The organism is Brevundimonas sp. AVps31, assembly GCF_058681355.1.
This window is the reverse complement of the sequence record NZ_CM178736.1, coordinates 2,127,018-2,150,866: the sequence shown is the minus strand read 5'-3', so window position 1 is coordinate 2,150,866 and position 23,849 is coordinate 2,127,018. Positions and strand designations below refer to the sequence as shown.

General features: G+C 68.0%; 19 protein-coding genes. 12 read left to right on the top strand and 7 right to left on the bottom strand.

Features of this window, described 5'->3' with window-relative positions:
- Window positions 1-202: 202 nt before the first annotated feature.
- A complete protein-coding gene (pth, locus tag ACW174_RS10400; RefSeq protein WP_492014359.1) occupies window positions 203-826 on the top strand; it encodes an aminoacyl-tRNA hydrolase in 624 nt (207 codons plus the stop codon).
- Here the strand turns inward: pth and ACW174_RS10395 are convergent.
- Window positions 823-2,424 carry a DUF4139 domain-containing protein gene (locus tag ACW174_RS10395; RefSeq protein ID WP_492014358.1) on the bottom strand — a complete coding sequence of 534 codons (1,602 nt, stop codon included), beginning with the start codon at window positions 2,422-2,424 and terminating at the stop codon, window positions 823-825. The genes pth and ACW174_RS10395 overlap by 4 nt on opposite strands.
- A 5-nt stretch (window positions 2,425-2,429) precedes the next feature.
- Window positions 2,430-3,866: a DUF4139 domain-containing protein gene (locus ACW174_RS10390; protein WP_492014357.1), complete on the bottom strand. Its 1,437-nt coding sequence runs from the start codon at window positions 3,864-3,866 to the stop codon at window positions 2,430-2,432.
- 116 nt (window positions 3,867-3,982) lie between these two features.
- Here ACW174_RS10390 and ACW174_RS10385 point away from each other — a divergent pair, with 116 nt between their 5' ends.
- From ACW174_RS10385 to ACW174_RS10355, 7 genes are all read left to right on the top strand, one after another.
- Window positions 3,983-4,369, top strand: a complete 387-nt coding sequence (locus ACW174_RS10385; RefSeq protein ID WP_492014356.1) for a hypothetical protein — start codon at window positions 3,983-3,985, stop codon at window positions 4,367-4,369.
- Between the two features lie 82 nt (window positions 4,370-4,451).
- A complete protein-coding gene (locus ACW174_RS10380) occupies window positions 4,452-6,548 on the top strand; it encodes a TonB-dependent receptor family protein (RefSeq protein WP_492014355.1) in 2,097 nt (698 codons plus the stop codon).
- Between the two features lie 11 nt (window positions 6,549-6,559).
- On the top strand, window positions 6,560-7,939 hold the full coding sequence (locus ACW174_RS10375) for a PepSY-associated TM helix domain-containing protein (RefSeq protein WP_492014354.1): 1,380 nt from the start codon (window positions 6,560-6,562) through the stop codon (window positions 7,937-7,939).
- Window positions 7,940-7,953: 14 nt separating this feature from the next.
- Window positions 7,954-8,430: a copper chaperone PCu(A)C gene (locus ACW174_RS10370; protein WP_492014353.1), complete on the top strand. Its 477-nt coding sequence runs from the start codon at window positions 7,954-7,956 to the stop codon at window positions 8,428-8,430.
- Between the two features lie 61 nt (window positions 8,431-8,491).
- A complete protein-coding gene (gene ychF / locus ACW174_RS10365; protein ID WP_492014352.1) occupies window positions 8,492-9,586 on the top strand; it encodes a redox-regulated ATPase YchF in 1,095 nt (364 codons plus the stop codon).
- Window positions 9,587-9,641: 55 nt separating this feature from the next.
- Window positions 9,642-10,490 (top strand): hypothetical protein, encoded by an 849-nt coding sequence (locus ACW174_RS10360; RefSeq protein ID WP_492014351.1) that lies wholly within the window; start codon window positions 9,642-9,644, stop codon window positions 10,488-10,490.
- Window positions 10,490-11,476, top strand: a complete 987-nt coding sequence (locus tag ACW174_RS10355) for a hypothetical protein (protein WP_492014350.1) — start codon at window positions 10,490-10,492, stop codon at window positions 11,474-11,476. The genes ACW174_RS10360 and ACW174_RS10355 overlap by 1 nt, the downstream gene beginning before the upstream one ends.
- On the opposite strand, the gene ACW174_RS10350 is transcribed toward ACW174_RS10355, so the two are convergent.
- Window positions 11,473-11,958 (bottom strand): hypothetical protein, encoded by a 486-nt coding sequence (locus ACW174_RS10350; protein WP_492014349.1) that lies wholly within the window; start codon window positions 11,956-11,958, stop codon window positions 11,473-11,475. The genes ACW174_RS10355 and ACW174_RS10350 overlap by 4 nt on opposite strands.
- A gap of 128 nt (window positions 11,959-12,086) precedes the next feature.
- Between ACW174_RS10350 and ACW174_RS10345 the strand changes: the two genes are divergently transcribed.
- On the top strand, window positions 12,087-12,350 hold the full coding sequence (locus ACW174_RS10345) for a hypothetical protein (protein WP_492014348.1): 264 nt from the start codon (window positions 12,087-12,089) through the stop codon (window positions 12,348-12,350).
- A gap of 73 nt (window positions 12,351-12,423) precedes the next feature.
- On the opposite strand, the gene ACW174_RS10340 is transcribed toward ACW174_RS10345, so the two are convergent.
- From ACW174_RS10340 to ACW174_RS10325, 4 genes are all read right to left on the bottom strand, one after another.
- A complete protein-coding gene (locus ACW174_RS10340; protein ID WP_492014347.1) occupies window positions 12,424-12,954 on the bottom strand; it encodes an outer membrane beta-barrel protein in 531 nt (176 codons plus the stop codon).
- 210 nt (window positions 12,955-13,164) lie between these two features.
- Window positions 13,165-13,689 carry a porin family protein gene (locus ACW174_RS10335; RefSeq protein WP_492014346.1) on the bottom strand — a complete coding sequence of 175 codons (525 nt, stop codon included), beginning with the start codon at window positions 13,687-13,689 and terminating at the stop codon, window positions 13,165-13,167.
- A 187-nt stretch (window positions 13,690-13,876) separates the two neighbouring features.
- Window positions 13,877-16,567 (bottom strand): pyruvate, phosphate dikinase, encoded by a 2,691-nt coding sequence (gene ppdK, locus ACW174_RS10330; RefSeq protein WP_492014345.1) that lies wholly within the window; start codon window positions 16,565-16,567, stop codon window positions 13,877-13,879.
- A gap of 172 nt (window positions 16,568-16,739) precedes the next feature.
- Complete coding sequence (locus ACW174_RS10325; RefSeq protein WP_492014344.1) at window positions 16,740-18,815, bottom strand: catalase; 2,076 nt, start codon at window positions 18,813-18,815, stop codon at window positions 16,740-16,742.
- Window positions 18,816-19,033: 218 nt separating this feature from the next.
- Between ACW174_RS10325 and ACW174_RS10320 the strand changes: the two genes are divergently transcribed.
- The 3 genes from ACW174_RS10320 to ACW174_RS10310 all read left to right on the top strand — a co-directional run bounded on the left by ACW174_RS10320 (window position 19,034) and on the right by ACW174_RS10310 (window position 23,773).
- Complete coding sequence (locus ACW174_RS10320) at window positions 19,034-20,113, top strand: site-specific DNA-methyltransferase (protein WP_492014343.1); 1,080 nt, start codon at window positions 19,034-19,036, stop codon at window positions 20,111-20,113.
- A 179-nt stretch (window positions 20,114-20,292) separates the two neighbouring features.
- Entirely contained in the window at window positions 20,293-21,408 is a 1,116-nt protein-coding gene (locus ACW174_RS10315; protein ID WP_492014342.1) for a glycosyltransferase family 4 protein, read from the top strand.
- A gap of 217 nt (window positions 21,409-21,625) precedes the next feature.
- Entirely contained in the window at window positions 21,626-23,773 is a 2,148-nt protein-coding gene (locus tag ACW174_RS10310; protein ID WP_492014341.1) for an amylo-alpha-1,6-glucosidase, read from the top strand.
- Window positions 23,774-23,849 lie beyond the last annotated feature (76 nt).

The following is a 23,849-nucleotide window of genomic DNA, read 5'->3' as shown; positions in this document are numbered from 1 at the left end:
ACGAGATCGAAGAAGCGATCGCCGAAGAACAGGCCGCCGCCGCTGAAGAAGCCGCGGATGAAGTGCCCGCCACCGAGCAATCGGAAGACGGCGAAGCCGCTGAAGGCGAAAAGACCGAAGGCTAAACCGCCCTCGATCGACTGTTTCTGGAGCGGCCCCTTCCGTTTACGGATGGGGCCGTTTCCTTGTCTGGACCACCGCCATGATCATCATCGCCGGCCTGGGCAATCCCGGCCCGAAATACGAGAAGAACCGCCACAACATCGGCTTCATGGCCGCCGATGAGATCGCGCGCCGCTGGCGCTTCGGACCCGAGCGGGCCAAATTCCAGTCGGTGATCCGCGAGGGCGAGGTCGCCACGCCCGACGGCGCGGTGAAGGTCCTGCTGATGAAGCCCCAGACCTATATGAACGAGAGCGGCCGGGCCGTCGGCGAGGCCGCGCGCTTCTACAAGATCAAGCCGTCCGAGGTGATCGTCTTCCACGACGAGATCGACCTGGCCCCCGGCCGTTTCCGCATGAAGACCGGTGGCGGCGCCGCGGGCCAGAACGGCGTGCGCAGCCTGATCAGCCATCTGGGCGCCGACTTCCGCCGCGCCCGCATGGGCGTGGGCCACCCGGGGGAGAGCCATCTGGTCATGCCCCACGTGCTGGGCGACTTCGCCAAGACCGATCAGGCCTGGCTGCAGGCCCTGCTCGACGCCTGCGCCGACGCCCTGCCCTTCGCCCTGACCGGCGACGACGAACGCTACCAAGGCGAAGTCATGCGCCTCGCCCCCGCCCCGAAGTTCAGCCCCCGCCAGCAGGCGGCCAAGGGCGAGGGTTAGTTTTCGGACTGGATGGTGTAGCGCACGGTTTCGGAGCCATGGGCCGGGACCCGGACGCGCCAGACGGTGTCGCCCGCCTCGTTGATCACGCTGCGACGGCTCTGCTCCAGCACGCGGAACCCAGGCCAACGGGTCCACTCCGGAACGACTTCGATTTCAACCGGCCAATCCTTGTCGTTGGTCAGGATGACCTCGACGGCGGCCTTCTGCATGTCGATGTCGCCGACCCGCCGATCGTCCTCTTCCGTGACCTCGATCCCGGCGGAAAGGCCCATGGCTTCGCCGAACCGCAGCTCCAGCGGCACGCCCTCGCCCCGGTCCATGAACTCGGCCTGGCCGGTCAGGACTGTCCCGCCGTCCTGGGTCTCGATCAGGCTCAGCCCGCCCCCCGGCATGGGCAGGCCCAGACCGTCCTCCGCCTCATTCCGCAGCCTCAGCAGCAGACGGGGAACCTGAGGCTCGTCCTCTTCGTGCCGGGCCTGAAGCTGATAGGTGCGGGTGAAACGGACATCGTGCTGCTCAAAGAAGCGAACCTGCTTGGCCTGACGGGCGTTCAGGTCGGTCGGCTCGGCCAGGGTGTAGAGCTTGTAGTCGCCCAGATCCGACAGGACGGCCCGGATACGACTGCCGGTCACAACGACCTCATCGATCATGGTCCCGTCGCTGACATAGCTGTTCGAGAGCGCTGGCATGGTCGCCAGATAGTCGACGACGGGCGTCCCCACGATGGTCCCTGTCCGCCCGTTGCGGGTCGTGGTGTCGATCGGCCCACAGCGGGGTGTAACCGTGGTGACGACAGGCTCGATCGCTTCGGTCTCATAGTCCCGGGACAGATTGCCGGCCACGACATGAACGGGGGCATCGGTGAAGTCGCCGTCGGTGAAATTCATCAGGGTGATCCACCCCTCGATGTCCATGGACGACCCGTCGGGCGCCAGGCGCGCCACATAGTCGGCCGACCAGTTCAGCCCCTCCGCCAGATAGGCCAACCGGACATTATAGCGCCCGGCGACGGGCGAGCGGGTGCGGATCGACAGGCTGGGTTTGTCGCCCAGCCCTGCCGGAACGCGGTCGAAGATCAGCCGCTGGTTCGTCCCGTCACAGGACAGGGCCTCCAGCCGGCCGTCAATCTCAAGCATCGGGCCATCGGCGCCGGAGCGCACAACGGCGGGCCTGGCGGTCTCGACGCCGGTCCGGGGATCGGCGCGCACGACGCTGACGGTTTCGCCGATCGAATGTTGAAGCAGCGATCCCGGCCCGAGGCCCTCGAAGCTGCTATTTCGCTCCAGCACCGCGCCGGGCAGACCGTCGAGAGCGGCCGTTTCCGGGATGATGGCGTCGGCCACGCCCTCGAACCGGATGATCGCCTCACCGGCGGGGACGTCCACCGTCCGCGTCTCCACGATCATCGCCAGCCCATCCCGGCGCGCATACCGGTCCCCCTCCCGCAGGGCTTTGAGTGAGCGGGAGGTGTTTATCGGGTGAAAGCGATAGATCACCAACGTCGTCCGGTCGGGACGCGCAGACACACTTTCCACCTGGGCCCAAGCGGGCGTGGCCAGCCCCGTGATCAGGGCCAGGACGAGCGACACCCGCATGGCGATCAGTCGCCGGTGACGACGGTGGCGGTCAGCTTCGCCTCACCGTTGGCCGGAACGGGGACCAGCCAGATCAGGCTGTCGCCCCGGCGTTCGGCCTCGATGGACGGGTCAGACACCTCGGCCGAGGGGCTGAGCTCCGTCTGGCGGACCTCGACCATCACCGGCTGCGCGCGGGCGTTCCGGATGGTGTACTCCATCTGGTAGCGGGTCCACGGCGACTGGCCCCTGCGGCGCTGAACGGCCTCCTGCAGCACGATGCGGGGCTGAACGGTCACGTCGAAGGCCGCGCCCGTCGTGATCACGATGTCCGACCCCGCCGGGGTATGGCCGACGCGATCCTCGCCGATGAAGCGCGGCTCGCCCGCCGCGTCGTTGACGTAGACCCGGATGACCCCCGCAGGCAGCGGCGCGCCGACGCCCGAGGCGGCGCTGTTCGAGAAGGCCATGGCGACCTCGGCGCCCAAGGGCTCCCGCGCGGTCTCGAACCGGTCCGTCTCGAAGACGTAGCGTTTGGTCGCAGGCACGCCGGCGACGTCCAGCAGGCCGACCTGCTTGGTCTGGTTGTTGGCGACCGTGACCGGCTCGGGCAGCGGATAGATGTAGACGTCGGCCAGCCCACGCGCGCCTCCCGGCTGGGTCCCCGCGCCGCGCGGCGCGGGCGGGGAGGCATAGGTCCCGCTGCGCGAATCATAGGGCGCGTTCAGCACCGACACGTCACCCGCCACCACCCGCGTCCGCGCATCGGTGAAGGTCACGCCCGACCGGTTGGTCAGGGTCACCCAGCCGGTCAGGTCCAGCGTCCCGGCCATCTCGTCATAGCGGGCGACATAGTCCGCCTTCCACGCCAGTCCCGTGGTCAGATAGTTCAGCGTCACGTCCCGGCGTCCCGCGCCCTCGGCGTCAAGGGTGACGCTCAGGGTCGGGCGGGGCCGCAGATTGGTCGGCACCTCGTCGAAGATCACACGCGTCGGCAGGCCGTCGTCGCGCAGCACCTCGATCTTGCCGCCGACCTCCAGCACCACGCCTTCATTGGCCGCCAGCACGCGGGCCCGGTCGGTCTGCTGGGCCCCGGTGCCGGGATTGGTGCGAACGATGCCGATCTCGCCGCCGACCGCCGCCTGCATCAGCCGATCCGGGGTCAGCAGATCGTAGTCGAAATTCTGCTCCACCACCGACAGGCCGCGCCCGGACAGGCCGACGGTCTCGGGCCGGATGCTGGCGGAGACGCCGGGGAACTCCCGCCGCGAGCGACCGGCAGGAATGTCGAGGCTGCGCGTATCCTCCACCAGGGCGACGTTCTGGTTATAGACGGTCAGGGATACCGAATCCGGCCCGCCCGCCCCGGTCTGGGCCTGTTGCGCGACGGCGGCGCCGGCTCCCAGTACGGTCAGCGCGCTTCCCACCAGCAAGGTCAGTCGAACGGAATGGCGAGCGGACATTCGGATACTTCCCCGGTTGCAGCCTCAGGCTCGCACGCGTTTCAGGAGGTTGTCGAGCCGAAGCGTGACAGCGCGCCGCTCTTCCGGTTAGGGCCGCGTCAGGCTACAGCCCGCACGTGACCCGTCCGCAGACCGAGTCCTGGTCGATCTGGCGTTCGCTGGCCCTGATGGCCGCGACGTTCGCCATCGTGCTCGGAAGCCTGCTGCCCTATGCCGCCATGGCGGCGGCCCGGCCGGGACAGACGCTGGTGCTCTGCTCCAGCGACGGCCCCCAGACCATCAGGCTGGACGCCGACGGCAAGCCGGACCGTTCGGTCCCGCCGCCCAGATGCGCCGCCTGCGTGATGGCGGTGGCTGCGGTCCTCCCGACCCCGCCGCGGGTCCAGCCCTGCACCCCGCCGACGGTCACGCCCGCGGCGACCTTCACCGCCCTGATCGCCGCCCCGCCGCCGCCCGCGCGCGCACCGCCGCGACCGCCGTCCACCGCACCCCCCCGGATCTGAAGCAGACCCCGGCGCGTCCCCGCGCCTGATCCCGCGCGCCGTCCGGCGACGCGGCGTTTTTCTGTTTCAGGATTGATCCCTCATGTCCCTTCGGACCACTGCGGCGCCCTGCGCCCTGCTGCTGGCGGCCATCGCCACGCCCGCCTTCGCCCATGCCTCCGAGCCCGCCGCCGGGCCGGACGACCCCACGACCCTGGACACCGTCATCGTCACCGCGCGGCGCAATGCCGAAGACCCCGCCGTGGTCGCCGACGCCCGCGACCGCCTGTCCCGCACCCCGGGCGCGGTGGCTGTGGTCTCGGCCGAAAGCTACGCCAACCGCTTCGCCCAGACCTTCGCCGACACCCTGCGCAACGTGCCCGGCGTGCTGGCCCAGAAGCGCTATGGCGAGGAAGCCCGCCTGTCGATCCGCGGCTCGGGCCTGGCCCAGGGCTTCCACCAGCGCGGCGTGCTGTTCGCCCAGGACGGCGTGCCCTTCGCCGACGCCGACGGCTTCTCGGATTTCCAGGGCGTCGATCCGCTGAGCGCCCGCTACATCGAGATCTACAAGGGGGCCAATACCCTGCGCTTCGGCGGCGCCCAGCTGGGCGGCGCGATCAATCAGGTCACCCCGACCGGCCGCACCGCCATAGACGACACGGTGCTGCAGCTGGAGGGCGGATCGTTCAACAGCCAGAGGGCCAGCGTCCAGCTGGCGCGCCAGTCCGGCGATTGGGACCTGTTCGCGGCCGTCTCGGCCCTGCAGTCGGACGGCTATCGCGACCACAGCGAACAGAGCCAGGCGCGCCTGACCCTCAACCTCGGCCGCTCGTTCGGCGAGGACCGCGAGGTGCGACTGATCTATCAGGCCGCCGACATCAAACAGGACATCCCGGGGTCGCTGTCGCTGACCGACGCCCTGAACACCCCCGAAATCGCCAACCCCGGTGCGATCAGCGGCGATCAGGCTCGCGACCTGACGCTGAAACGGTTGACGCTGCAGACCCGGTGGCGGCTGAACGGGTCGACGGTCTTCGAGGGCGCGGTCTGGGGCTGGGAGAAGGAGCTGTGGCACCCGATCTTCCAGGTGCTGAACACCAACAGCGAGACCGCCGGCCTGTTCGGTCGCTTCGACTGGACCGGTCAGGTGGCCGGCATGCGGGCCGACCTCTTCTATGGCCTCAGCTATCGCGACGGGCAGATCGACAGTCAGCGCTACATCAACACCGCCGGCCAGGCGGGCGCCCTGACCGCAGACAATCTGCAGAAGGCGACGGGTCTGGATGTGTTCGCTGAAGGCCGGCTGTTCGTGACCGACCGGCTGGCGCTGGTGGCGGGCGGCTCGTTCGGCCGGGCCACGCGCGACTATGCCGACCGGGTCAATGCGGCCAACGACGACGCGATCGACTACGAGTGGGTCTCGCCCCGTCTGGGCCTGTTGTGGGAGGCGGAGGACGGCGCCCAGGTGTTCGCCAATGTCACCCGGTCGGTGGAACCGCCGACCTATGGCGCTCTGGTTCAAACCACGGTGGTCGGCTTCACCCCGCTGGAGGTGCAGGACGCCTGGACGGCCGAGATCGGCACACGGGGGCGTCGCGGCGCCCTGGCGTGGGATGTGACCGCCTACCGAAGCGAGATCGACGGTGAGTTGCTGAACTTCATCACCGGCCCGGGAATTCCGGCCGCCACCTTCAACGCCGGAGAGACGGTGCACCAGGGGATCGAGGCCGGGCTGGACTGGCGTCTGCCGACCGGGGTGCTCGACGGTTCGCTGCTGCTGCGCCAGACCTATGCCTGGAACGACTTCCGCTTCGTCGATGACGCGCGCTGGGGCGACAACCGCCTGCCCGTCGCGCCGGAGCACGCCTGGCGCGCCGAGCTGGCCTGGCGGCATCCGTCGGGCCTGACCCTGACCCCGTCGGTGGAGTGGCGGATCAGCGACGTCTGGGTCGACTACGCCAACACGCTGAAGGCGCCCGGCTATACCCTGCTGGGGCTGAACGCGAGCTGGGAGGTCAGGCACGGGCTGACCCTGTTCGTGGACGGCCGGAACCTGACCGACGAGCGGCACGTAAACGAGTTCTCGGCCATCACGGACGCCCGTCCCAATCCTCCGGCTCCCCAGACGCCGGTCTCGACGGTCGTGTTCAATCCGGGCGAGGGACGCGCTGTCTTCCTCGGCCTGCGGCTGGCCCTGTGAGGGTGACGAGGATGACCGAGATGCCGAACCCGTCCGCCCCGCCCCCCGCCACGCCCCCTAGCACGCCCCTCTCCGGCGCCTATCGCGCCGTCTGGCGCTGGCATTTCTACGCCGGCCTGCTGGTCATGCCCTTCCTGATGCTTCTGGCCCTGACCGGCGGGGCCTATCTGTTCAGGGACGAGATCGACCATGCCGTCTACCGGCGCATGATCGAGGTTCCGGTCGCGACGCAGACGGCCTCGCCCGATGACTGGATCGGCGCGGCGGCCCAGGCGGGACGCGGACGCGCCGCCGCTGTCCTGATGCCGGAACGACCCGATCAGGCCGTCCGCTTCCGCATCGACCGCCCGGACGGAACGCGCCGCACCGTCTTCGTCGATCCCCATACCGCCCGCGTCACCGGCGTGACCGACTTCGGCGGGGTGATTGAGCTCATCAAATCCCTGCACTCCCTCACCTTCTTCGGGCCGGTGATGAACATTCTGGTGGAGATCGTGGCGGGCTGGACCATCGTCCTGTTCGCCACAGGTCTGTACCTGTGGTGGCCACGCAGGCGGCAGGCGGGCGTCGTGGCCCTGAGCACGACCGACGTGCGCCGCCGTCCCTTCTGGCGCGACCTGCACGCCCTGACCGGCCTGTATGTCGGCGGCGTGATCCTGTTCCTCGCCGTCACCGGCATGCCCTGGTCCGCGGTCTGGGGCGATCGGATCATGGACGTGGTGAAGACCAGCGGTCTGGGCCGCCCCGCCGCCCCCGTCGCGGGCGCCTGGCAGCGCGCCGGACACGCCGACCACCCGGACGGCGCGGGCTGGACGATGGAGGGCATGGTCCTGCCCGCCCATGACCACGCCGCCATGGCCGGTCCGCTGTCGGGCATGGTCGAGCGGGCCGACGCCGCCCGCCTGCCGCGCCCCTATATGATCGCCATCCCCGCCGCGTCCGACACGACCTGGACCGTCACCGCCCAGGTGAAGCGGGTGCAGGACAGTCGGGCCCTCTACATCGACCCGTCCGATCACCGCATCGTCGCCGACATCGGCTTCAGCCAGTTCGGCGCGGGCGCCAAGGCCATCGAATGGGGCATCTACACCCATCAGGGCACCCAGTTCGGCGCGATCAATCGCTGGATCATGCTGGCGGGCTGTATCGGCATCTGGCTGCTGGCGATCAGCGGCATGGTCATGTGGTGGACGCGCCGTCCGCCCAGCCTGTCCGCCCGCCGCCTCGGCGCTCCGGCCGCGCCGGACGGCCTGCGCCTGCGGGCTGCGGTGCTGGGGATCGTCGTGCCGCTGGGCCTGATCTACCCCCTGACCGGCCTAAGCCTGATCGCCGCCCTGCTCGCCGACCGGTTGCTCCGCGTCGCTTTCCGTTCCAGACCTGCCACACGCTGAAAGACACCCGGACCATGATGACCCGCACCCTGTTTCCTCTCGCCGCCCTCGCCCTGCTGGCCGCCTGTTCGAACCCGTCCTCGGGCGGCGGAACGCCCAACACCGTGGCCGCGGCCGACGCCATCTGCCGCCCGACGCCGGTCGGCCGCCAGATGACCGGCTGCTATCTGACCCTGACCTCCGCCGCCGACGATCGTCTGATGAGCGTGGCCACCCCGGTCGCCGGGCGGGTGCAGATCCACGAGAGCCGGATCGAGAGCAATATGATGATGATGCACGAGCTGAAGGACGGCCTGCCCCTCCCGGCCGGGCAGAAGGTCGAGCTGAAGCCCGGCGGCAACCACATCATGCTGCTGTCGGTCGAGACGCCGATCACGATGGGCCAGACCGTGCCCCTGACCCTGACCTTCGCCTCCGCCGCCCCGGTCGAGGTGACGGCGGTCGTCGGCCAGCCTCAGATCACCGAGGCGGACGCCTACGCGGGTCACTAGAGCCTGACAAACCGGCCCGGACCGGTTAAAGGCTCGCGCTCATTGAAAGCTCCTGAGACCCATGGCCCTTAAAGTCGCGATCGTCGGCCTGCCCAACGTCGGCAAGTCCACCCTGTTCAACGCCCTGACCAAGACGGCGGCGGCCCAGGCGGCCAACTATCCGTTCTGCACCATCGAGCCGAACACCGGCGACGTGGCCGTGCCGGAGCCGCGTCTGGACGCACTGGCCGCCATCGCGGGCTCCAAGGAGATCATTCCGTCGCGGATCACCTTCGTGGACATCGCCGGTCTGGTCCGCGGCGCCTCCAAGGGCGAGGGTCTGGGCAACCAGTTCCTGGCCAACATCCGCGACTGTGACGCCGTGGCCTTCGTGGCCCGCTGCTTCATCGACGACGACATCACCCACGTCGAGAACCGCATCGACCCGATCTCGGACCTCGACATCATCGAGACCGAGCTGATGCTGGCCGACCTCGAAAGCCTCGAGAAGCGGTACGCCAACGTCGAGAAGCGCGCCAAGGGCGGCGACAAGGAGATGCAGACCACCCTGCGCCTGATCAACATGGCGCTGGAGCCCCTGCGCGCCGGCAAGCCCGCCCGCGTGGTCAAGGTCGACAAGGAGGACGAGAAGGCGTGGCACATGCTGCAGCTGCTGACCTCCCTGCCCGCCCTCTACGTCTCCAACGTGGACGAAGGCTCGGCCGACAAGGGCAATGAACTGTCCGACCTGGTCGCCAAACGCGCCGCCGAGGACAACGCCAACGCCGTCGTCATCTCGGCCAAGATCGATTCCGAACTGGCCGTGCTGGACGCCGAGGAACAGGCCGAGTTTCTGGAGAGCCTGGGTCTGGCCGAGCCGGGCCTGAACCGCCTGATCCGCGAGGCCTACAAGCTGCTGGGCCTGCAGTCCTACTTCACCGTGGGCCCCAAGGAAGCGCGCGCCTGGACCATCCCGGTCGGCGCCACCGCCCCGCAGGCCGCCGGCGTGATCCACACGGATTTCGAAAAGGGCTTCATCCGCGCCGAAACCATCGCCTTCGACGACTTCGTCGCCCTGAAGGGCGAGGCCAAGGCCCGCGAAGCCGGCAAGCTGCGCGCCGAAGGCAAGGCCTATGTCGTCAAGGACGGCGACGTGATGAACTTCCTCTTCAACTGAGTTGAAGCGCTGCCGTACCGCCGCTATGGACCGATAGGGTTCGGGGGGATTGCAGTTGAACTACAAAGACGGAACGGCGCTGGTTCTCGGCGCCTGTCTGGCTGCGCTGGTGGGCGCGGGTTCGCCCGCGTCGGCCCAGTCGAGGCCTTCCACCCCCTTCGTAATTCACGGCGTCGCGGCGAACCCCGCAGAGCAGGCGGGCCGGGAAGGCCGCCCTCTGGTGACGCATCGCGTGACCTCGGTCCGGTCGGCCCGACTAGACGCCGTCGCCCCCGCCGAAGGCACAGGCTGGTTCAAGGACAAGTCGTTCCCCGCAGGCACGCTGATGTTCGGCGCCTATACCGATGACGCCTGGTCCTACTGCGCGATCGCCGAGTCGCGGAGCTGGTTCAACGAGGATCAGTTCATCTGCTACGTGGATCGCGACGATGACGGTCGCTTCGATGAGGCCATCGACTCCGGCGTACCGTTCAACGGCGTTCCGCTGCTGGTGTTTGGTTCGGGCGCGGCGCGCCCCCTGCCCGCGCCGGTGCCCTACAGCCGCATCCCACTCGCCGACGGCCCTTCGGTCGACTACGAGATCACCTATCAGATCGTGCGTCCCGTCGGACGGGCGATGCGCGCCGGACGCAACGTGCCGCGCACGGCCACCCACATCATCCCCGCCGTCGGCTTCCGCATCCCGGGCCAGCACCTCGTCACGCTCAGCGGGGCCGGCGGCGAGCGCCGCATCCCGCTTGAGGGGGGCCAAAGGGCCACCATCCGCATCAAGGACACCGTCATAGAGGTCCTCGGCGTCAACGACGACGACACCATCCGCTACCGGGTGGTCGAGACCATGCAGCCTCACGTCGACCAGATCATGCTTCAGATCGTCACCACGACCCGCTGGGTGGTTTACTGATGCGCTACGCCCTCCGCCTGTCCGCCGCCGCGATCTTCAGCCTTGCCGCCTTCACCGCCGTCGCGCAGGAGCCCGCCTCGACGCCCGCTCCGATCCCTGCCGCGCCCGACGGTGCGGTGGAGGATGTCCTGACCTGGGAAGAGTTGCCGGAGGCGATCCGCCGCCGCGCCACGCCCATGATCGGCCGCCCCGCCGCCCAGGCCGTCCTGAACGTCGAGACCACGATCCAGCCCGACGCCGACTTCCGCGAGGTCGACCATGGCGATGTCCTGTTTGAACAGTGGGTCCGTCCCGCCGCCGTCGCGCGCATCACCCGCTCGGTGCGCAATGGCGAGAAATACGGCCCCGTCGGCGCCGCCCTATGGCCCGGGGTCGGCCCGGACGGGGACTACTGGTGCTGGCGCCGCTTCAACCCGGAGAACGCCTTCGCGCGCGGCAACATCTATTGCTACCTCGACAAGAACGGCGACGGCGTCTCCGAACAGTTGATGGAGAACAACATCTGGCAGGGCGGCATTCCCGCCAGCCGGTTCCAGTTCCTGACCTTCGGACACGACGAAGGCGTTGAAGAAAGCGCCGCCTTCGCGGTTGAGCCGGATACGCGCGGCGAGTTCCGGGAACTGGTCGTTCTCCGCTACTACGGCGCGACCCGCGGGCTTTTGAAAGCCGATGGAACCCTCGGACCGGCGATCGTCGAGTTCGAACTCCTGACCGGCCTCGCCCATGACAGCCTGAACGTCGCCAGCCGCATCCGCATCCGGACCGACGTCAACGGACGCGGTCAGTACCACGGCCTGAACGGCATCCGGCTGATGGTCGACGGCGTCAACGTCGACGGGTCGGTCCGCGCCCGCTTGCTGGGCGCCCTGCCCCCCGGCCGGGGCCTGCTGTTCCCCGCCACCACCCGGGAGCTGGTGGTCGAACGGATGTCCGAGTTCTACAACCCCGACGGAACGCCGAAGGCTGCGCCGGCTTCAGCCGACTAACGACCGGGCGTGGGGGCCCTCACCGCCGCCGGGCAGCGTTTCAGCAGCACCACCGCGTCGTTCCGGTTCAGCCAGGTCAGGCGCAGCACCTCGTCCTGCACCGACAGGCGCACCCGTTCGCCGGTCGCGGCCCCTTCTGCCTGGCAGGCCAGGGCGACCTCATAGCCGTCGACCACCTCATCCAGAGTGGTGATGGCGCAGCTGTTCTCATAGCCCTCGACCCGCAACGGGGTGATTGTGATCGGGCGCTGGGGGCCGGTTGTGTTGTTGCACCACGCCGCTTCAGCGGCCCAGCGTCCGACGAAGCTTTGCGGCCCCGCGCCCGGCAGCGAAGGCCCGACGCCCGGCGGGCTCGGCGCGGGCGGTGCGACCTCGCTCGTGGCGATGGCTTCGGCGGGCTCGGTCGGCGGGTTGACCGTCTGCCGGTCACACGCTCCCAGCATCAGGATCGTGGTCAGGGCGAGGGCGCGGGAACAGGTCATCCTGTCCGAACGCCGTTCATCCCCAAGAGGTCCACACTCGCCTCGATCACGAAATCGCGGTGACGCTTGCATCCGGCCCGCGATTTTGCGACCGGTTCGCCAGTGTCGAGAACAAGGGGGCGTCCCGCATGACTCAGAACACCAATCCCTGGAGCAAGGCCATCGATCCGTTGGCCGAGGACATCACGACCGTGCTCAAGAGCATGGGCGGTTCCGCGCATCAAAGGGACGTGGTCCAATGTATCGCGGCGATGAAACGCCAGCGCGGTGAAACCGTGGCCCAGGACCTGGCCTCGAAGATCATCGAGGTCTTCGAACGCTACCGTGACCTTTTCTTCCGCCCCTTCGGCGAAGGCTCGATGCGCTGGGCCCTGCAACCCGGCGTCGTCTGACGACAGCACGATCCCACGCAAAAGGCCCGCGGTCTTCACCGCGGGCCTTCGTCGTTTCGCCTGACCGTAAGGATCAGAAGCGGCGCACGTAGGAGAAGGACACGGCGTCGAAGCCGCCGTCCAGTTCGTCATACTCGTGACGCGTCACGTCCATGCGGACGCCGTTGTCCGAGCCGTCGAAGAAGTATTGGCCGCCGATGCCGAGGGCCAGGCCGTCGTAGCTGTCGGTGAATTTGGCGCCGCCGAATTCGACTTCGAACTCGGTCGAGCCGTAGCCCGCGCGGGCGTACAGGTCGACGTTCTCGGACAGCGGCAGATAGGCCACCACATAGCCGGCGATGGTGTGGTTCATCGACAGGTCGACGCCGTCGATCTCCGACGAGCCGAGACCCAGGTTGCCTTCGGCTTCAACGCCGAAATAGCGGTGCAGGCGGGCGGCGCCGCGGACGGCGACGGCGTGACCGTCCCAGTCCTCGCTGCCGTCAGCGAAGCGGGCGTAGCCGACCGAGGCCGTGAATTCCGGCTTGGTCAGCGATTGCGCGGCGGCCGGAGCGGCCACGGCGGCAGCCGCGGCCAGGGCGGCCGCGAGAACGAGAAGACGCATGGTTATTTCCCCCGAAATAAGCCGCCAGAAGTGGCGGGCCCGCTCTTTGGCCGATCCCGAGGCAAAAGCGTAGCCATATGCGTAAAGGTGGCGCGGCGTTCGCGCGACTGTCGTTATGAGTGTGCTGCGTATGCCACAAGATCCTCACGCATAACGAGAAAAGGCCCGCCGGGGGAGCGGCGGGCCTCCTCATCTGAACCTCGAAGCCGCTTAGAAGCGACGCACGAAGCTCAGGCCGTAGGTGTCGGCTTCACCGGCGTCGCCGCGGAAGTCGCGGCGGGTCCAGTCGGCGCGCACGCCGTTCTGGCCGTCGATGAAGTAGTTGGCGCCGACGCCGTAGTTGATGCTTTCGGTGCTGTCCGACGACTGGATGCCGGCGACCTCGGCCTTCACCCGCGTGGTGCCGTAGCCGAGACGGCCGAACAGCTCGAAGTTTTCATTGATCGGCAGCTTGGCAACGCCATAGGCGGCGGCGTCATACTTGTGCTCGATCGAGCCCGGGACGCCGGCGACGGTGAAGTCGTCATCGCTCACGCCGATGGAGGCTTCGCCTTCGACCCCGAAATTGCGGGTGAAGTCATAACCGGCGCGGCCGGTCACGGCGCCGAGATCGCCACCGTCGGTGTCCAGTTGCGTGTAACCGATCGAGCCGGTGACGCGGGAGCCCGGATCTTGCGCCAGAGCCGGCGCGGCGATCAGAGTAAGAGCAGCAGTCGCGAGAAGAACGTTACGCATTGTTTCTGTATCCTCTAGATGCGGTGACTTCTGTGGTCACCGGCCCCATCCAGCGGGATACAAATGGGCCCAGAAGTCAGCGGTTCCAGACCCGGATTCCGACTTCCCGTCGACTGTGCGCGAACAGGCACAGACGACGATACGTCAACCGTGACCTTATCATGGTGTTATTCTGGCGACGCGAAACCTAGCGGTCTTTTTCGCGCTCCGTCCCCGCCCGCGCGTGCAGCGCGGCCTGGGCGGCGGCCAGACGGGCGATCGGCACGCGGTAGGGCGAGCAGCTCACGTAATCCAGACCGACCTCTTCGCAGAAGGCGATCGACGACGGATCGCCGCCATGCTCGCCGCAGATGCCCATCTTGATGTCGGGACGCACCGCCCCACTGCGCTCGGCGGCGATGCGGATCAGATCGCCGACGCCGTCCCGGTCCAGCCGGACGAAGGGGTCGGTCTCGAAGATGCCCTTGTCCATATAGGCCTGCAGGAAGCGGCCGGAGTCGTCGCGGCTGATGCCGAACGTCGTCTGGGTCAGGTCATTGGTGCCGAAGCTGAAGAACTGGGCGTGCTCGGCCAGATCCCCGGCCCGCAGGGCGGCGCGGGGCAGTTCGATCATGGTCCCGACCAGATACTCGACCGTATCGCCCGCTTCCTCGAAGACGGTCTTCGCCGTCCGGTCTGTCAGCTCGCGCAGGTATTTCATCTCGAGGCCCAGGGCGACCAGCGGGTGCATGATCTCCGGGATCGGGGCCAGACCCGTCGCCTGCTTCACCTCCAGCGCGGCCTCCAGCACGGCCCGGACCTGCATCTCGTAGATTTCGGGATAGGCGACGCCGAGGCGGCAGCCGCGGTGGCCCAGCATCGGATTGGTCTCGTGCAGTTCCTTGGCCCGGCGCTTCAGTTTGGCGGCGTCCAGACCGGACCCTGCGGCCAAGGCGTCGATGTCCTCGTCCGTGTGCGGAATGAACTCGTGCAGCGGCGGGTCCAGCAGGCGCACCGTCACCGGCAGCCCGACCATGATCTGGAACAGCTCGACGAAGTCCGACTTCTGGAACGGCGCGATCTTGGCCAGCGCCAGACGGCGACCGGCCTCGTCATCGGCGAGGATCATCTCGCGCACGGCGGCGATCCGGGTGTCGTCGAAGAACATATGCTCGGTCCGGCACAGGCCGATGCCCTCGGCGCCGAAGCCGCGCGCGGTGCGGGCGTCCAGCGGCGTCTCGGCATTGGCGCGCACGGCCAGACGACGAACCTTGTCGGCCCAGGCCATCAGGGTCTGGAAATCGCCCGTCAACTCCGGCTCGATCATGGCCACGGCGCCGTCCAGCACCTCGCCCTTGCCGCCGTCGATGGTGACGATCTCGCCCGCGTGGAAGGTGCGGCCGCGCGCCGTGAAGGTCTGCGCCTTGTCGTCGATGTGGATTTCGCCCGCGCCCGAGACGCAGGGACGCCCCATGCCGCGCGCGACGACCGCCGCGTGGCTGGTCATGCCGCCGCGCGCCGTGACGATGCCGCGCGCCGCGTGCATGCCGTGGATGTCTTCCGGGCTGGTTTCCTCACGCACCAGAATGACGGCCTCGCCCAGCTGGGCCAGACGTTCGGCCTCGTCGGCGTCGAACACGATCTTGCCGGTCGCCGCGCCGGGCGAGGCGGGCAGGCCTTGGGCCACCACGCTGCGCGCGGCGTTCGGGTCCAGCGTCGGGTGCAGCAGCTGATCCAGCGCGGCCGGCTCGACCCGGCTGACGGCCTCTTCTTCCGAGATCACGCCCTCGGCGGCCAGCTCGACCGCGATCTTCAGCGCCGACTTGGCCGTGCGCTTGCCGTTACGGGTCTGCAGCATCCACAGCCGGCCCTGTTCGACCGTGAACTCGATGTCCTGCATGTCGCGGTAGTGGGTTTCCAGCCGGCCGACGACGTCGACGAACTGGCCGAAGACGTCCGGCATCGCCTCTTCCATCGACAGCGCCGTCTCGCCCATCTCCTCGCGACCGGCCCTGGTCAGCGACTGCGGCGTGCGGATGCCCGCGACCACATCCTCGCCCTGGGCGTTGATCAGGAACTCGCCGTAAAGCTTCGCCTCGCCGGTCGACGGATTGCGGGTGAAGGCCACGCCGGTCGCCGAGGTCTCACCCATATTGCCGAACACCATCGACTGGATGTTCACAGCCGTGCCCCAGCTCTCGGGGATGTCGTGCATGCGGCGATAGAATTTCGCCCGGTCGTTCATCCAGCTTGCGAAGACGGCGCCCACGGCGCCCCACAGCTGATCCTTCGGATCCTGCGGGAAGGCGTGTCCCAGATTGCGCTCGACCACCTGCTTGTAGTCGGCGACGACCTTTTCCCAGTCCTTGGCGCTCAGATCGGTGTCGACCGTGACGCCCAGCCGGTCCTTGTGGTCGTCCAGCACTTCCTCAAAGTGGTCGTGGCCCAGACCCAGCACCACGTTCGAATACATGGTGATGAAGCGGCGATAGCTGTCGAAGGCGAAGCGGCGGTCGCCCGACAGGGCCGCCAGCCCCTCCACCGTCTCGTCGTTCAGGCCCAGGTTCAGGACCGTGTCCATCATCCCCGGCATCGACGCGCGGGCGCCCGAACGGACCGAGACCAGCAGCGGGTTCGAGGCGTCACCGAACGTCTTGCCGACAATGCCCTCGACCTTGGCCAGCCCGGCCTGCACCTGCTCGGCCAGTTCGCCGGGGTAGGTCTGTCCCTGCGCATAGTAGTGGTTGCAGGCCTCGGTCGTCACCGTAAAGCCCGGCGGGACCGGCAGCCCCAGCGACGACATCTCGGCCAGGTTCGCGCCCTTGCCGCCGAGAAGGTTCTTCATCGAAGCATCGCCGTCAGCCGAGCCGCCGCCGAAACTGTACACCCACTGAGTCATAGACTGCCCCTGAACCGTGGCCGTTTACGCGGCGGATTCGCTCCGCTCGCTGTGCATCCGCCCCGCTTACCGCGCTCGACGCGGCAAGGCGACCCTGAGCGCGTAACAAAACGTGAGCGCCTGTGACGGTTCCCTCGACAGGGGACCGTCACAGCCGCCGGAGCGCCCGGCTTCAGGCCAGCATGCGGACCTTGGGCTCACGGTCCCACTGACGCGTCCGCGCCGGTTCGATCCAGGCCTCCGCGCCGGCCGTCAGGTCGATGACGCCGGCATCAGCGACGACCCCCGCCTTGTCGAGCAACGGCTGGGCTTCCGGCGTAAAGCCGATCGCCTTCAGGTGGCCGAAGGCGTGGGACGCGAAATCGACCGCAGCGCCCTCGCCCAGCAGTTCGGCGCAACCGGCTTCGGACAGCACCAGCGCCACGGCGTCAAACACCACCGACGGCGTCCCGGCCAGTTGTCCGTCGGCCTTCAGCTTCTTGCCGCCCTTCAGCTTCACGCCGCCGATCTTCGGCGCGACGATCTTGACCGTCGCCCCCTCCGCTTCGGCCGCGGCCTTCACCGCCTCGACCACGGCGCCGTCGGCGCCGTCGGTGACCAGGATCCCCACGGCGCGCCCCTTCAGGGTGTCGGGATATTTGCCGACGATGCGCAGCGCGGGCGAGGCGTCCATGTCGAACGGCGCGCTGGCCGCCTCATTGGCGGCCGGAAGCGGCACGTTCAGACCGTCGGCCACCCGCTGCGCCAGCGTCTCGTCGATATTGCGCAGGTTGCCCAGCACCCGGTTGCGCACGTGATCCAGCGTCACCTTGGACAGTTCGAACACCAGGGCGCTGGCGAGGTGGGCCTGTTCGATCTCCGTCTGGGACGCGAAGAACAGCCGCGCCTGGCTGTAGTGGTCGGCGAAGGTTTCCGCCCGGATGCGGACCTTGGTCTCCTCGACCGGCTGGGCGAAGCTGCGGAAGCCACCCTTGGGGTCCTCGCGCGGACCACCGTCCTCACCCGCCTCTGACAGGCTGTTCGGCTCATAGTTGGCCCGCCCCTTGGGCACGAAGGTCTGCATCTGGCCGTCGCGCTGCAGGTTCTGGAACGGGCAGCCCCGCGCCTGATTGATCGGGATCTGGTGGAAGTTCGGCGTGCCCAGCCGCGACAGCTGGGTGTCCTGATAGGAGAACAGCCTCCCCTGCAGCAGCGGATCCTCGGAGAAGTCGATGCCCGGCACGATATTGGTCGGCAGGAAGGCCACCTGCTCGGTCTCGGCGAAGAAATTGTCCGGGTTCCGGTCCAGCACCATCCGTCCGACGACCCGGATCGGGTGAAGCTCCTCGGGGATCAGCTTGGTCGCGTCCAGCACGTCGAACGGCAGGGCGTCGGCCTCCGCCTGCGTCAGCAGCTGGACCCCGAACTCCCATTCGGGGAAGTCGCCGCTGTCGATCGCCTCGAACAGGTCACGACGGTGGAAGTCGGGATCGGCGCCGGCGATCTTCACCGCCTCGTCCCAGCAGGTCGACTGCGTGCCCAACTTCGGACGCCAGTGGAACTTCACCAGCGTCGCCTCGCCCGCCGCATTGATCAGGCGGAAGGTGTTGACCCCGAAGCCCTCCATCATGCGGAGCGAGCGCGGGATCGTCCGGTCCGACATGGCCCACATGATCATGTGGCTGCTCTCCGGCATCAGGCCGATGAAGTCCCAGAAGGTGTCGTGCGCGCTGGCCGCCTGCGGATAGCCGCGGTCGGCCTCCATCTTCACGGCATGGATCAGGTCCGGGAATTTGATGGCGTCCTGGATGAAGAAGACCGGAATGTTGTTGCCGACCAGGTCCCAGTTGCCCTCGACCGTGTACATCTTGACCGCGAAGCCGCGCACATCGCGCTGGGTATCGACGGACCCCGCCCCGCCTGCGACCGTCGAGAACCGGGTGAACAGCTCGGTCTTCTTGCCGACCTCGGTCAGGATTTTCGCGGTGGTGTAGTCGGCCAGGCTGTCGGTCAGTTCGAAGAAGCCGTGGGCGGCCGAACCGCGGGCGTGGACGATCCGCTCCGGAATCCGCTCGTGGTCGAAATGCTGGATCTTCTCGCGCAGGACGAAGTCTTCCAGCAGCGAGGGACCACGCGGACCGGCCTTCAGGGAGTTCTGGTTGTCGCTGACCGGCACGCCGTGATTGGTGGTCAGGCGGGTCTCGGGCGTGGAGGCGGTCTGGTGCGTCTCGCCCCCGTTTCCAGGCGTGAGGGTTTTCGAAGCGGCCATGTCGGAAGGTCCTGAGGGTGACGATGAGTTGACACCCCAACGCTCCCGGCCGCCCGAAGCCCCAGCTTGGCCGCAGCTTATTTATATGTCGAAAACCGTCCCAAGCCCGCCCCCAACTGCGCGCCGACCGATCTTTCGACCGTCTGTCGCTCCGGTTACGCCGCCTTAACCGTAAGGATTCACCATGCCCGCTCAATCCTGTGCGGGGCCGCGTTTCCATGTCCGAACTGAAGACCGACATCGTCCATCGGGGCGACTGCATCGAGGTGCTGCGTTCGCTGCCCACGGCCTCGGTCGACATGGTCTTCGCCGACCCGCCCTATAACCTTCAGCTCGGCGGCGACCTGCTGCGTCCCGACAACTCCAAGGTCGATGCGGTCGACGACGACTGGGACAAGTTCGACAGCTTCGCCGAGTACGACGCCTTCACCCGCGCCTGGCTGAAGGAATGCCGCCGCGTTCTGAAGCCCGAAGGCTCCATCTGGGTGATCGGCAGCTATCACAACGTCTTCCGCCTCGGCACGGCGATCCAGGACCTGGGCTTCTGGGTGCTGAACGACATCATCTGGCGCAAGTCCAACCCGATGCCGAACTTCAAGGGCACCCGGTTCACCAATGCCCACGAAACCCTGATCTGGGCCGCCCGCTCGCGTGAGCAGAAGCGCTACACCTTCAACTACGACGCCCTGAAGGCCTTCAACGAAGACACCCAGATGCGCTCCGACTGGACCTTCGCCCTGTGCACCGGCGAGGAGCGGATCAAGGACGCCGACGGCAAGAAGGCCCATCCGACCCAGAAGCCCGAGGCCCTGCTGCACCGCGTCCTGCTGTCCGCCACCAAACCGGGCGACGTCGTGCTGGATCCCTTCTTCGGCACCGGCACCACCGGCGCCGCCGCCAAGCGTCTGGGCCGCCACTACATCGGCATCGAGCGTGACGAGACCTACGCAAAAGTTGCCGAAAAACGCATCAAGGCGGTGCTGCCCGCCGCCCCGGAAGACCTCGCCGTCATGGGCTCCAAGCGCAACGAGCCGAAGGTGCCGTTCGGCGCCCTGGTCGAAGCGGGCCTGCTGCGTCCGGGCGACCGCCTGTATTGCCCCAAGGGCGAACGCGAAGCCCGTGTCCGCGCCGACGGTTCGCTGGTCGCCGGCTCGCTCACCGGTTCGATCCACAAGATGGGCGCCCTGTTCGAAAACGCCCCCGCCTGCAACGGCTGGACCTACTGGCGCTTCAAGTCGGATCAGGGCCTGCGCAGCATCGACGCCCTGCGCGCCGAAATCCGCGCCGGGATGCAATAGGCCCGATTAATCTTTTCAACGACTTGATTGCCGGACAGGCGCGTTAAGTTCGCTAACCGACACATTGTAACGCTGTAAGTCACCGGTTTCACGAAAGAAATTCCGCATTTTGCGGAACTTCGCACCTGCAGCATTGTTAGTGATCCCGGCGCCGCGGAAGGGCGTCGGGAGCGCATGCCATGAAGATCGCCCAGATCACCCCGCTGTACGAAGCCGTTCCGCCCCGGCTGTATGGAGGGACCGAACGGGTGGTCGCGCACCTGACCGATGCGCTGGTCGACCTGGGCCATGACGTGACCCTGTTCGCCTCCGCCGAGGCCGAGACCCGGGCCCGGTTGATCCCGGTGCGGGATCAGGCGATCCGGCTGGATCCGGCTCCCCTGAAGTCCGACCTGGCGGCCCATATGTCGATGCTGTCGGAGGTGCTGAAGCGCGCCGACGATTTCGACATCATCCATTTCCACACCGACATGATCCACTTCCCCTTCTTCGAGCGGTGCGCGGACAAGACCCTGACCACCCTGCACGGGCGGCTGGACCTGAAGGACCTGCCCGGCGTCTACGAGCGCTGGCCCCAGTTCGGCATGGTGTCGATCTCCGACGACCAGCGCCGCCCCCTGCCCTTCGCCAACTGGAAGGCGACCGTCCATCACGGCATGCCGTCCGAGCTCTATACGTTCAGTCCGAAATCGGACGGCTACCTCGCGTTCCTCGGCCGCATCTCGCCCGAGAAGCGCCCGGACCGCGCCATCCAGATCGCCACCGCCCTGAACAAGCCGCTGAAGATGGCGGCCAAGGTCGATGCGGCGGACAAGGCCTATTGGGAGACCGTCATCAAGCCGATGGTCGAGAACAATCCGCTGATCGAGTTCGTCGGCGAGATCGGCGACCATCAGAAGTCCGCCTTCCTCGGCGGCGCCGAGGCCCTGCTCTTCCCCATCGACTGGCCCGAGCCCTTCGGCCTGGTGATGATCGAGGCCATGGCCTGCGGCACGCCGGTCGTCGCCTTCAAATGCGGCTCGACCACCGAGATCATCGAGGACGGCGAGACCGGCTTCCTGGTCGACACCATGGAACAGGCCATCGCCGCCGCCGGCCGGGCCCATCTGCTGGACCGCGAGGCGATCCGCGCCCGGTTCGAGCTGCGCTTCTCCGCCACCGCCATGGCCCGGCGCTATCTGGACGTCTACGGCGACCTGCTGGCGCGCCGCCCCTTCGCCGAGGCGCCGCTGACCGACGTGGTCACCGCCCTGCGTCCACTGGACGAAGCCCGGACTTTCGCGGCCATCGCCTGAACCCCGGGCGGGTTTGTCCGTTATCGTACCGTGAGATCGGTTGAGAGGGATCGCGTCGCGATCCACCGATGCCTTGAATACGGCTCTGGCTTGAGGCTGCAGTGAAATCCGGGTCCGGATGCCCGCGCATCCGAGCTCATTTCAGTCTGGCGGCCATTAAGCGTCCGCATTCGGGTGGGAGGCTGGGAACCGACCTGAACCGCCGTCAAGGAACCTCATGGACGACGCCTATTCGGTGCAGACCACCGCCGCGAACAGCGGAGAAGTGGATGGCCTTGAACAGCTGATGGCGCTCAAGGACGCCGACACCTTCTGTGTCGCCGACCATTGGGGCGACCTGAAGGGCGGGGCCGACGGTCTGTTCGACCACGACACCCGCCTGCTGTCCCGCTTCGTGATGACCGTCGGCGGCGCGCGCCCCTCGCGGCTCAGCTCGGGCGTCAGTCAGGACAACGTCTTCTTCATCTGCCACACGACCAATCGCCCCCTGCCCCCGATGGGCGGGCGATCCGCGCCGGCCGGCGTGCTGCATATCGAGCGTCGCCGCTTCATCCGCGACCGGCGGATGTTCGAGCGGGTCCGGATGGTCAATCACGGCGTGGAGGACGTCCTGCTGCCGCTGTCGTTCGAGTTCGGCGCGGACTTCGCCGACATCTTCCAGGTCCGGGGCACGCCCCGGCTCAAGCACGGGACCCGCACGTCCCCGACCCACGACGGTCGACGGGTCAGCTTTGGCTACCTCGGTCTGGATAATGTCGAGCGCAACAGCTGCCTCGCCTTCTCCGAGCCGCCCGCCCGGCTGACGGGCGCCAAGGCCGACTTCATGTTCAGCCTGCCCATGGGCAAGCGGGTCGATCTGTATATCGAATGCGGTCCCGACCGCTGCGAGACGCCGGACGAGGCGCGCTTCCGCCGCAACGCCATCGAGGCGCGGCTGTCGATGCGCCGTCGCCGTCGCCGCGGCGCCTCCCTGCGCGGCCCGCGCAGCCCGCGCTTCAACGACTGGCTGGACCAGAGCCGCGCCGACGTGGCCCTGCTGACCACCGACCTGCCGACCGGCCCCTACCCCTATGCGGGGGTGCCGTGGTTCTCGACCCCGTTCGGCCGCGACGGCATCATCACCGCCTGGCAGATGCTGTGGCTCGACCCGTCGCTGGCCAAGGGCGTCCTGACCTATCTCGCCAAACGTCAGGCCACCGAGGTGTCAGCCTTCCAGGACTCGGCCCCCGGCAAGATCATGCACGAGACTCGCGGCGGCGAGATGAGCGCCCTCGGCGAGGTGCCGTTCGGCCTCTATTACGGCGGAGTCGACACCACCTGCCTGTTCGTGGCCCTGGCCGGCGCCTATGCGCGTCGCACCGGCGACTTCGACCTGATCCGTCAGCTCTGGCCCAATCTGATCGCCGCCACCGGCTGGATGACCGACTACGGCGATATCCGTGGCGACGGCCTGATCAGCTACCAGCGCGGCGCCGACACCGGCCTGTCCAACCAGGGCTGGAAGGACTCGGAAGATTCCATCTTCCACGCCGACGGCCGCTTCCCGAAAGGGCCCGTCGCCCTGCTGGAGGTTCAGGGCTACGCCTTCGCCGCCTGGCAGGCGATGGCCGAGCTCGCGAAGACGCTGGGCGATGACCGTCAGCCCGAATGGGCCGCCCGGGCCGAAGCGACCCGCGCCCTGGTCGAGGAGAAGTTCTGGATGGAGGACGAGGGCTTCTACGCCATCGCCCTGGACGGCGACGGCGAGCCCTGCCGCGCCATCGGCTCCAACGCGGGCCATCTGCTGTTCACCGGCCTGCCGTCGCGTGAGCGGGCGCTGAAGGTGACGAAGCGGATGCTGTCGGCCGAGTTCCGCTCCGGCTGGGGCGTGCGGACGCTGGCGACCGGTCAGGCCCGGTTCAATCCCATGAGCTACCACGACGGCTCCGTCTGGCCCCATGACACGGCCATGGCCGCGGCGGGCATGGCCAAATACGGCGAGCGCCGCGCGGTCGCCCTCCTGCTCGGCGAGATCTACGCCGCGGCGACGCATTTCCACCTGCGCCTGCCCGAACTGTTCTGCGGGTTCGAGCGCGCGACCGGCGAGCCGCCGATCGCCTACCCCGTCGCCTGCCTGCCCCAGGCCTGGGCCGCCGGATCGGTCTTCCTGATGCTTCAGGCGGCGCTGGGCGTGAACATCGACGCGGTCGCGGGCGTGGTCGAGATCGACGACCCCGTCCTGCCCGCCGGCATCGACCGCCTGAACGTCACCGACCTTCAGGTCGGCGACGGCCTGGTCGACCTGACCTTCCAGCAACTGGGCGACCGCACCGTCGCCATGCCCCGCCGCCGGGGCGGCGCGGTCAAGGTCAGGACACTGGGGTAGCAACCCCACTCACCTCTCCATCGAAGATGGGGAGGGGGACCACGCGCAGCGTGGTGGAGGGGTCGGCCATCCGCGC

Coding starts and splice junctions, on each gene's coding strand:
- pth (WP_492014359.1), top strand. CDS start 203: ATGATCATCATCGCCGGCCTGGGCAATCCCGGCCCGAAATACGAGAAG.
- ACW174_RS10395 (WP_492014358.1), bottom strand. CDS start 2,424: ATGCGGGTGTCGCTCGTCCTGGCCCTGATCACGGGGCTGGCCACGCCC.
- ACW174_RS10390 (WP_492014357.1), bottom strand. CDS start 3,866: ATGTCCGCTCGCCATTCCGTTCGACTGACCTTGCTGGTGGGAAGCGCG.
- ACW174_RS10380 (WP_492014355.1), top strand. CDS start 4,452: ATGTCCCTTCGGACCACTGCGGCGCCCTGCGCCCTGCTGCTGGCGGCC.
- ACW174_RS10375 (WP_492014354.1), top strand. CDS start 6,560: ATGACCGAGATGCCGAACCCGTCCGCCCCGCCCCCCGCCACGCCCCCT.
- ACW174_RS10370 (WP_492014353.1), top strand. CDS start 7,954: ATGATGACCCGCACCCTGTTTCCTCTCGCCGCCCTCGCCCTGCTGGCC.
- ychF (WP_492014352.1), top strand. CDS start 8,492: ATGGCCCTTAAAGTCGCGATCGTCGGCCTGCCCAACGTCGGCAAGTCC.
- ACW174_RS10355 (WP_492014350.1), top strand. CDS start 10,490: ATGCGCTACGCCCTCCGCCTGTCCGCCGCCGCGATCTTCAGCCTTGCC.
- ACW174_RS10350 (WP_492014349.1), bottom strand. CDS start 11,958: ATGACCTGTTCCCGCGCCCTCGCCCTGACCACGATCCTGATGCTGGGA.
- ACW174_RS10345 (WP_492014348.1), top strand. CDS start 12,087: ATGACTCAGAACACCAATCCCTGGAGCAAGGCCATCGATCCGTTGGCC.
- ACW174_RS10340 (WP_492014347.1), bottom strand. CDS start 12,954: ATGCGTCTTCTCGTTCTCGCGGCCGCCCTGGCCGCGGCTGCCGCCGTG.
- ACW174_RS10335 (WP_492014346.1), bottom strand. CDS start 13,689: ATGCGTAACGTTCTTCTCGCGACTGCTGCTCTTACTCTGATCGCCGCG.
- ppdK (WP_492014345.1), bottom strand. CDS start 16,567: ATGACTCAGTGGGTGTACAGTTTCGGCGGCGGCTCGGCTGACGGCGAT.
- ACW174_RS10325 (WP_492014344.1), bottom strand. CDS start 18,815: ATGGCCGCTTCGAAAACCCTCACGCCTGGAAACGGGGGCGAGACGCAC.
- ACW174_RS10320 (WP_492014343.1), top strand. CDS start 19,034: ATGTCCGAACTGAAGACCGACATCGTCCATCGGGGCGACTGCATCGAG.
- ACW174_RS10315 (WP_492014342.1), top strand. CDS start 20,293: ATGAAGATCGCCCAGATCACCCCGCTGTACGAAGCCGTTCCGCCCCGG.
- ACW174_RS10310 (WP_492014341.1), top strand. CDS start 21,626: ATGGACGACGCCTATTCGGTGCAGACCACCGCCGCGAACAGCGGAGAA.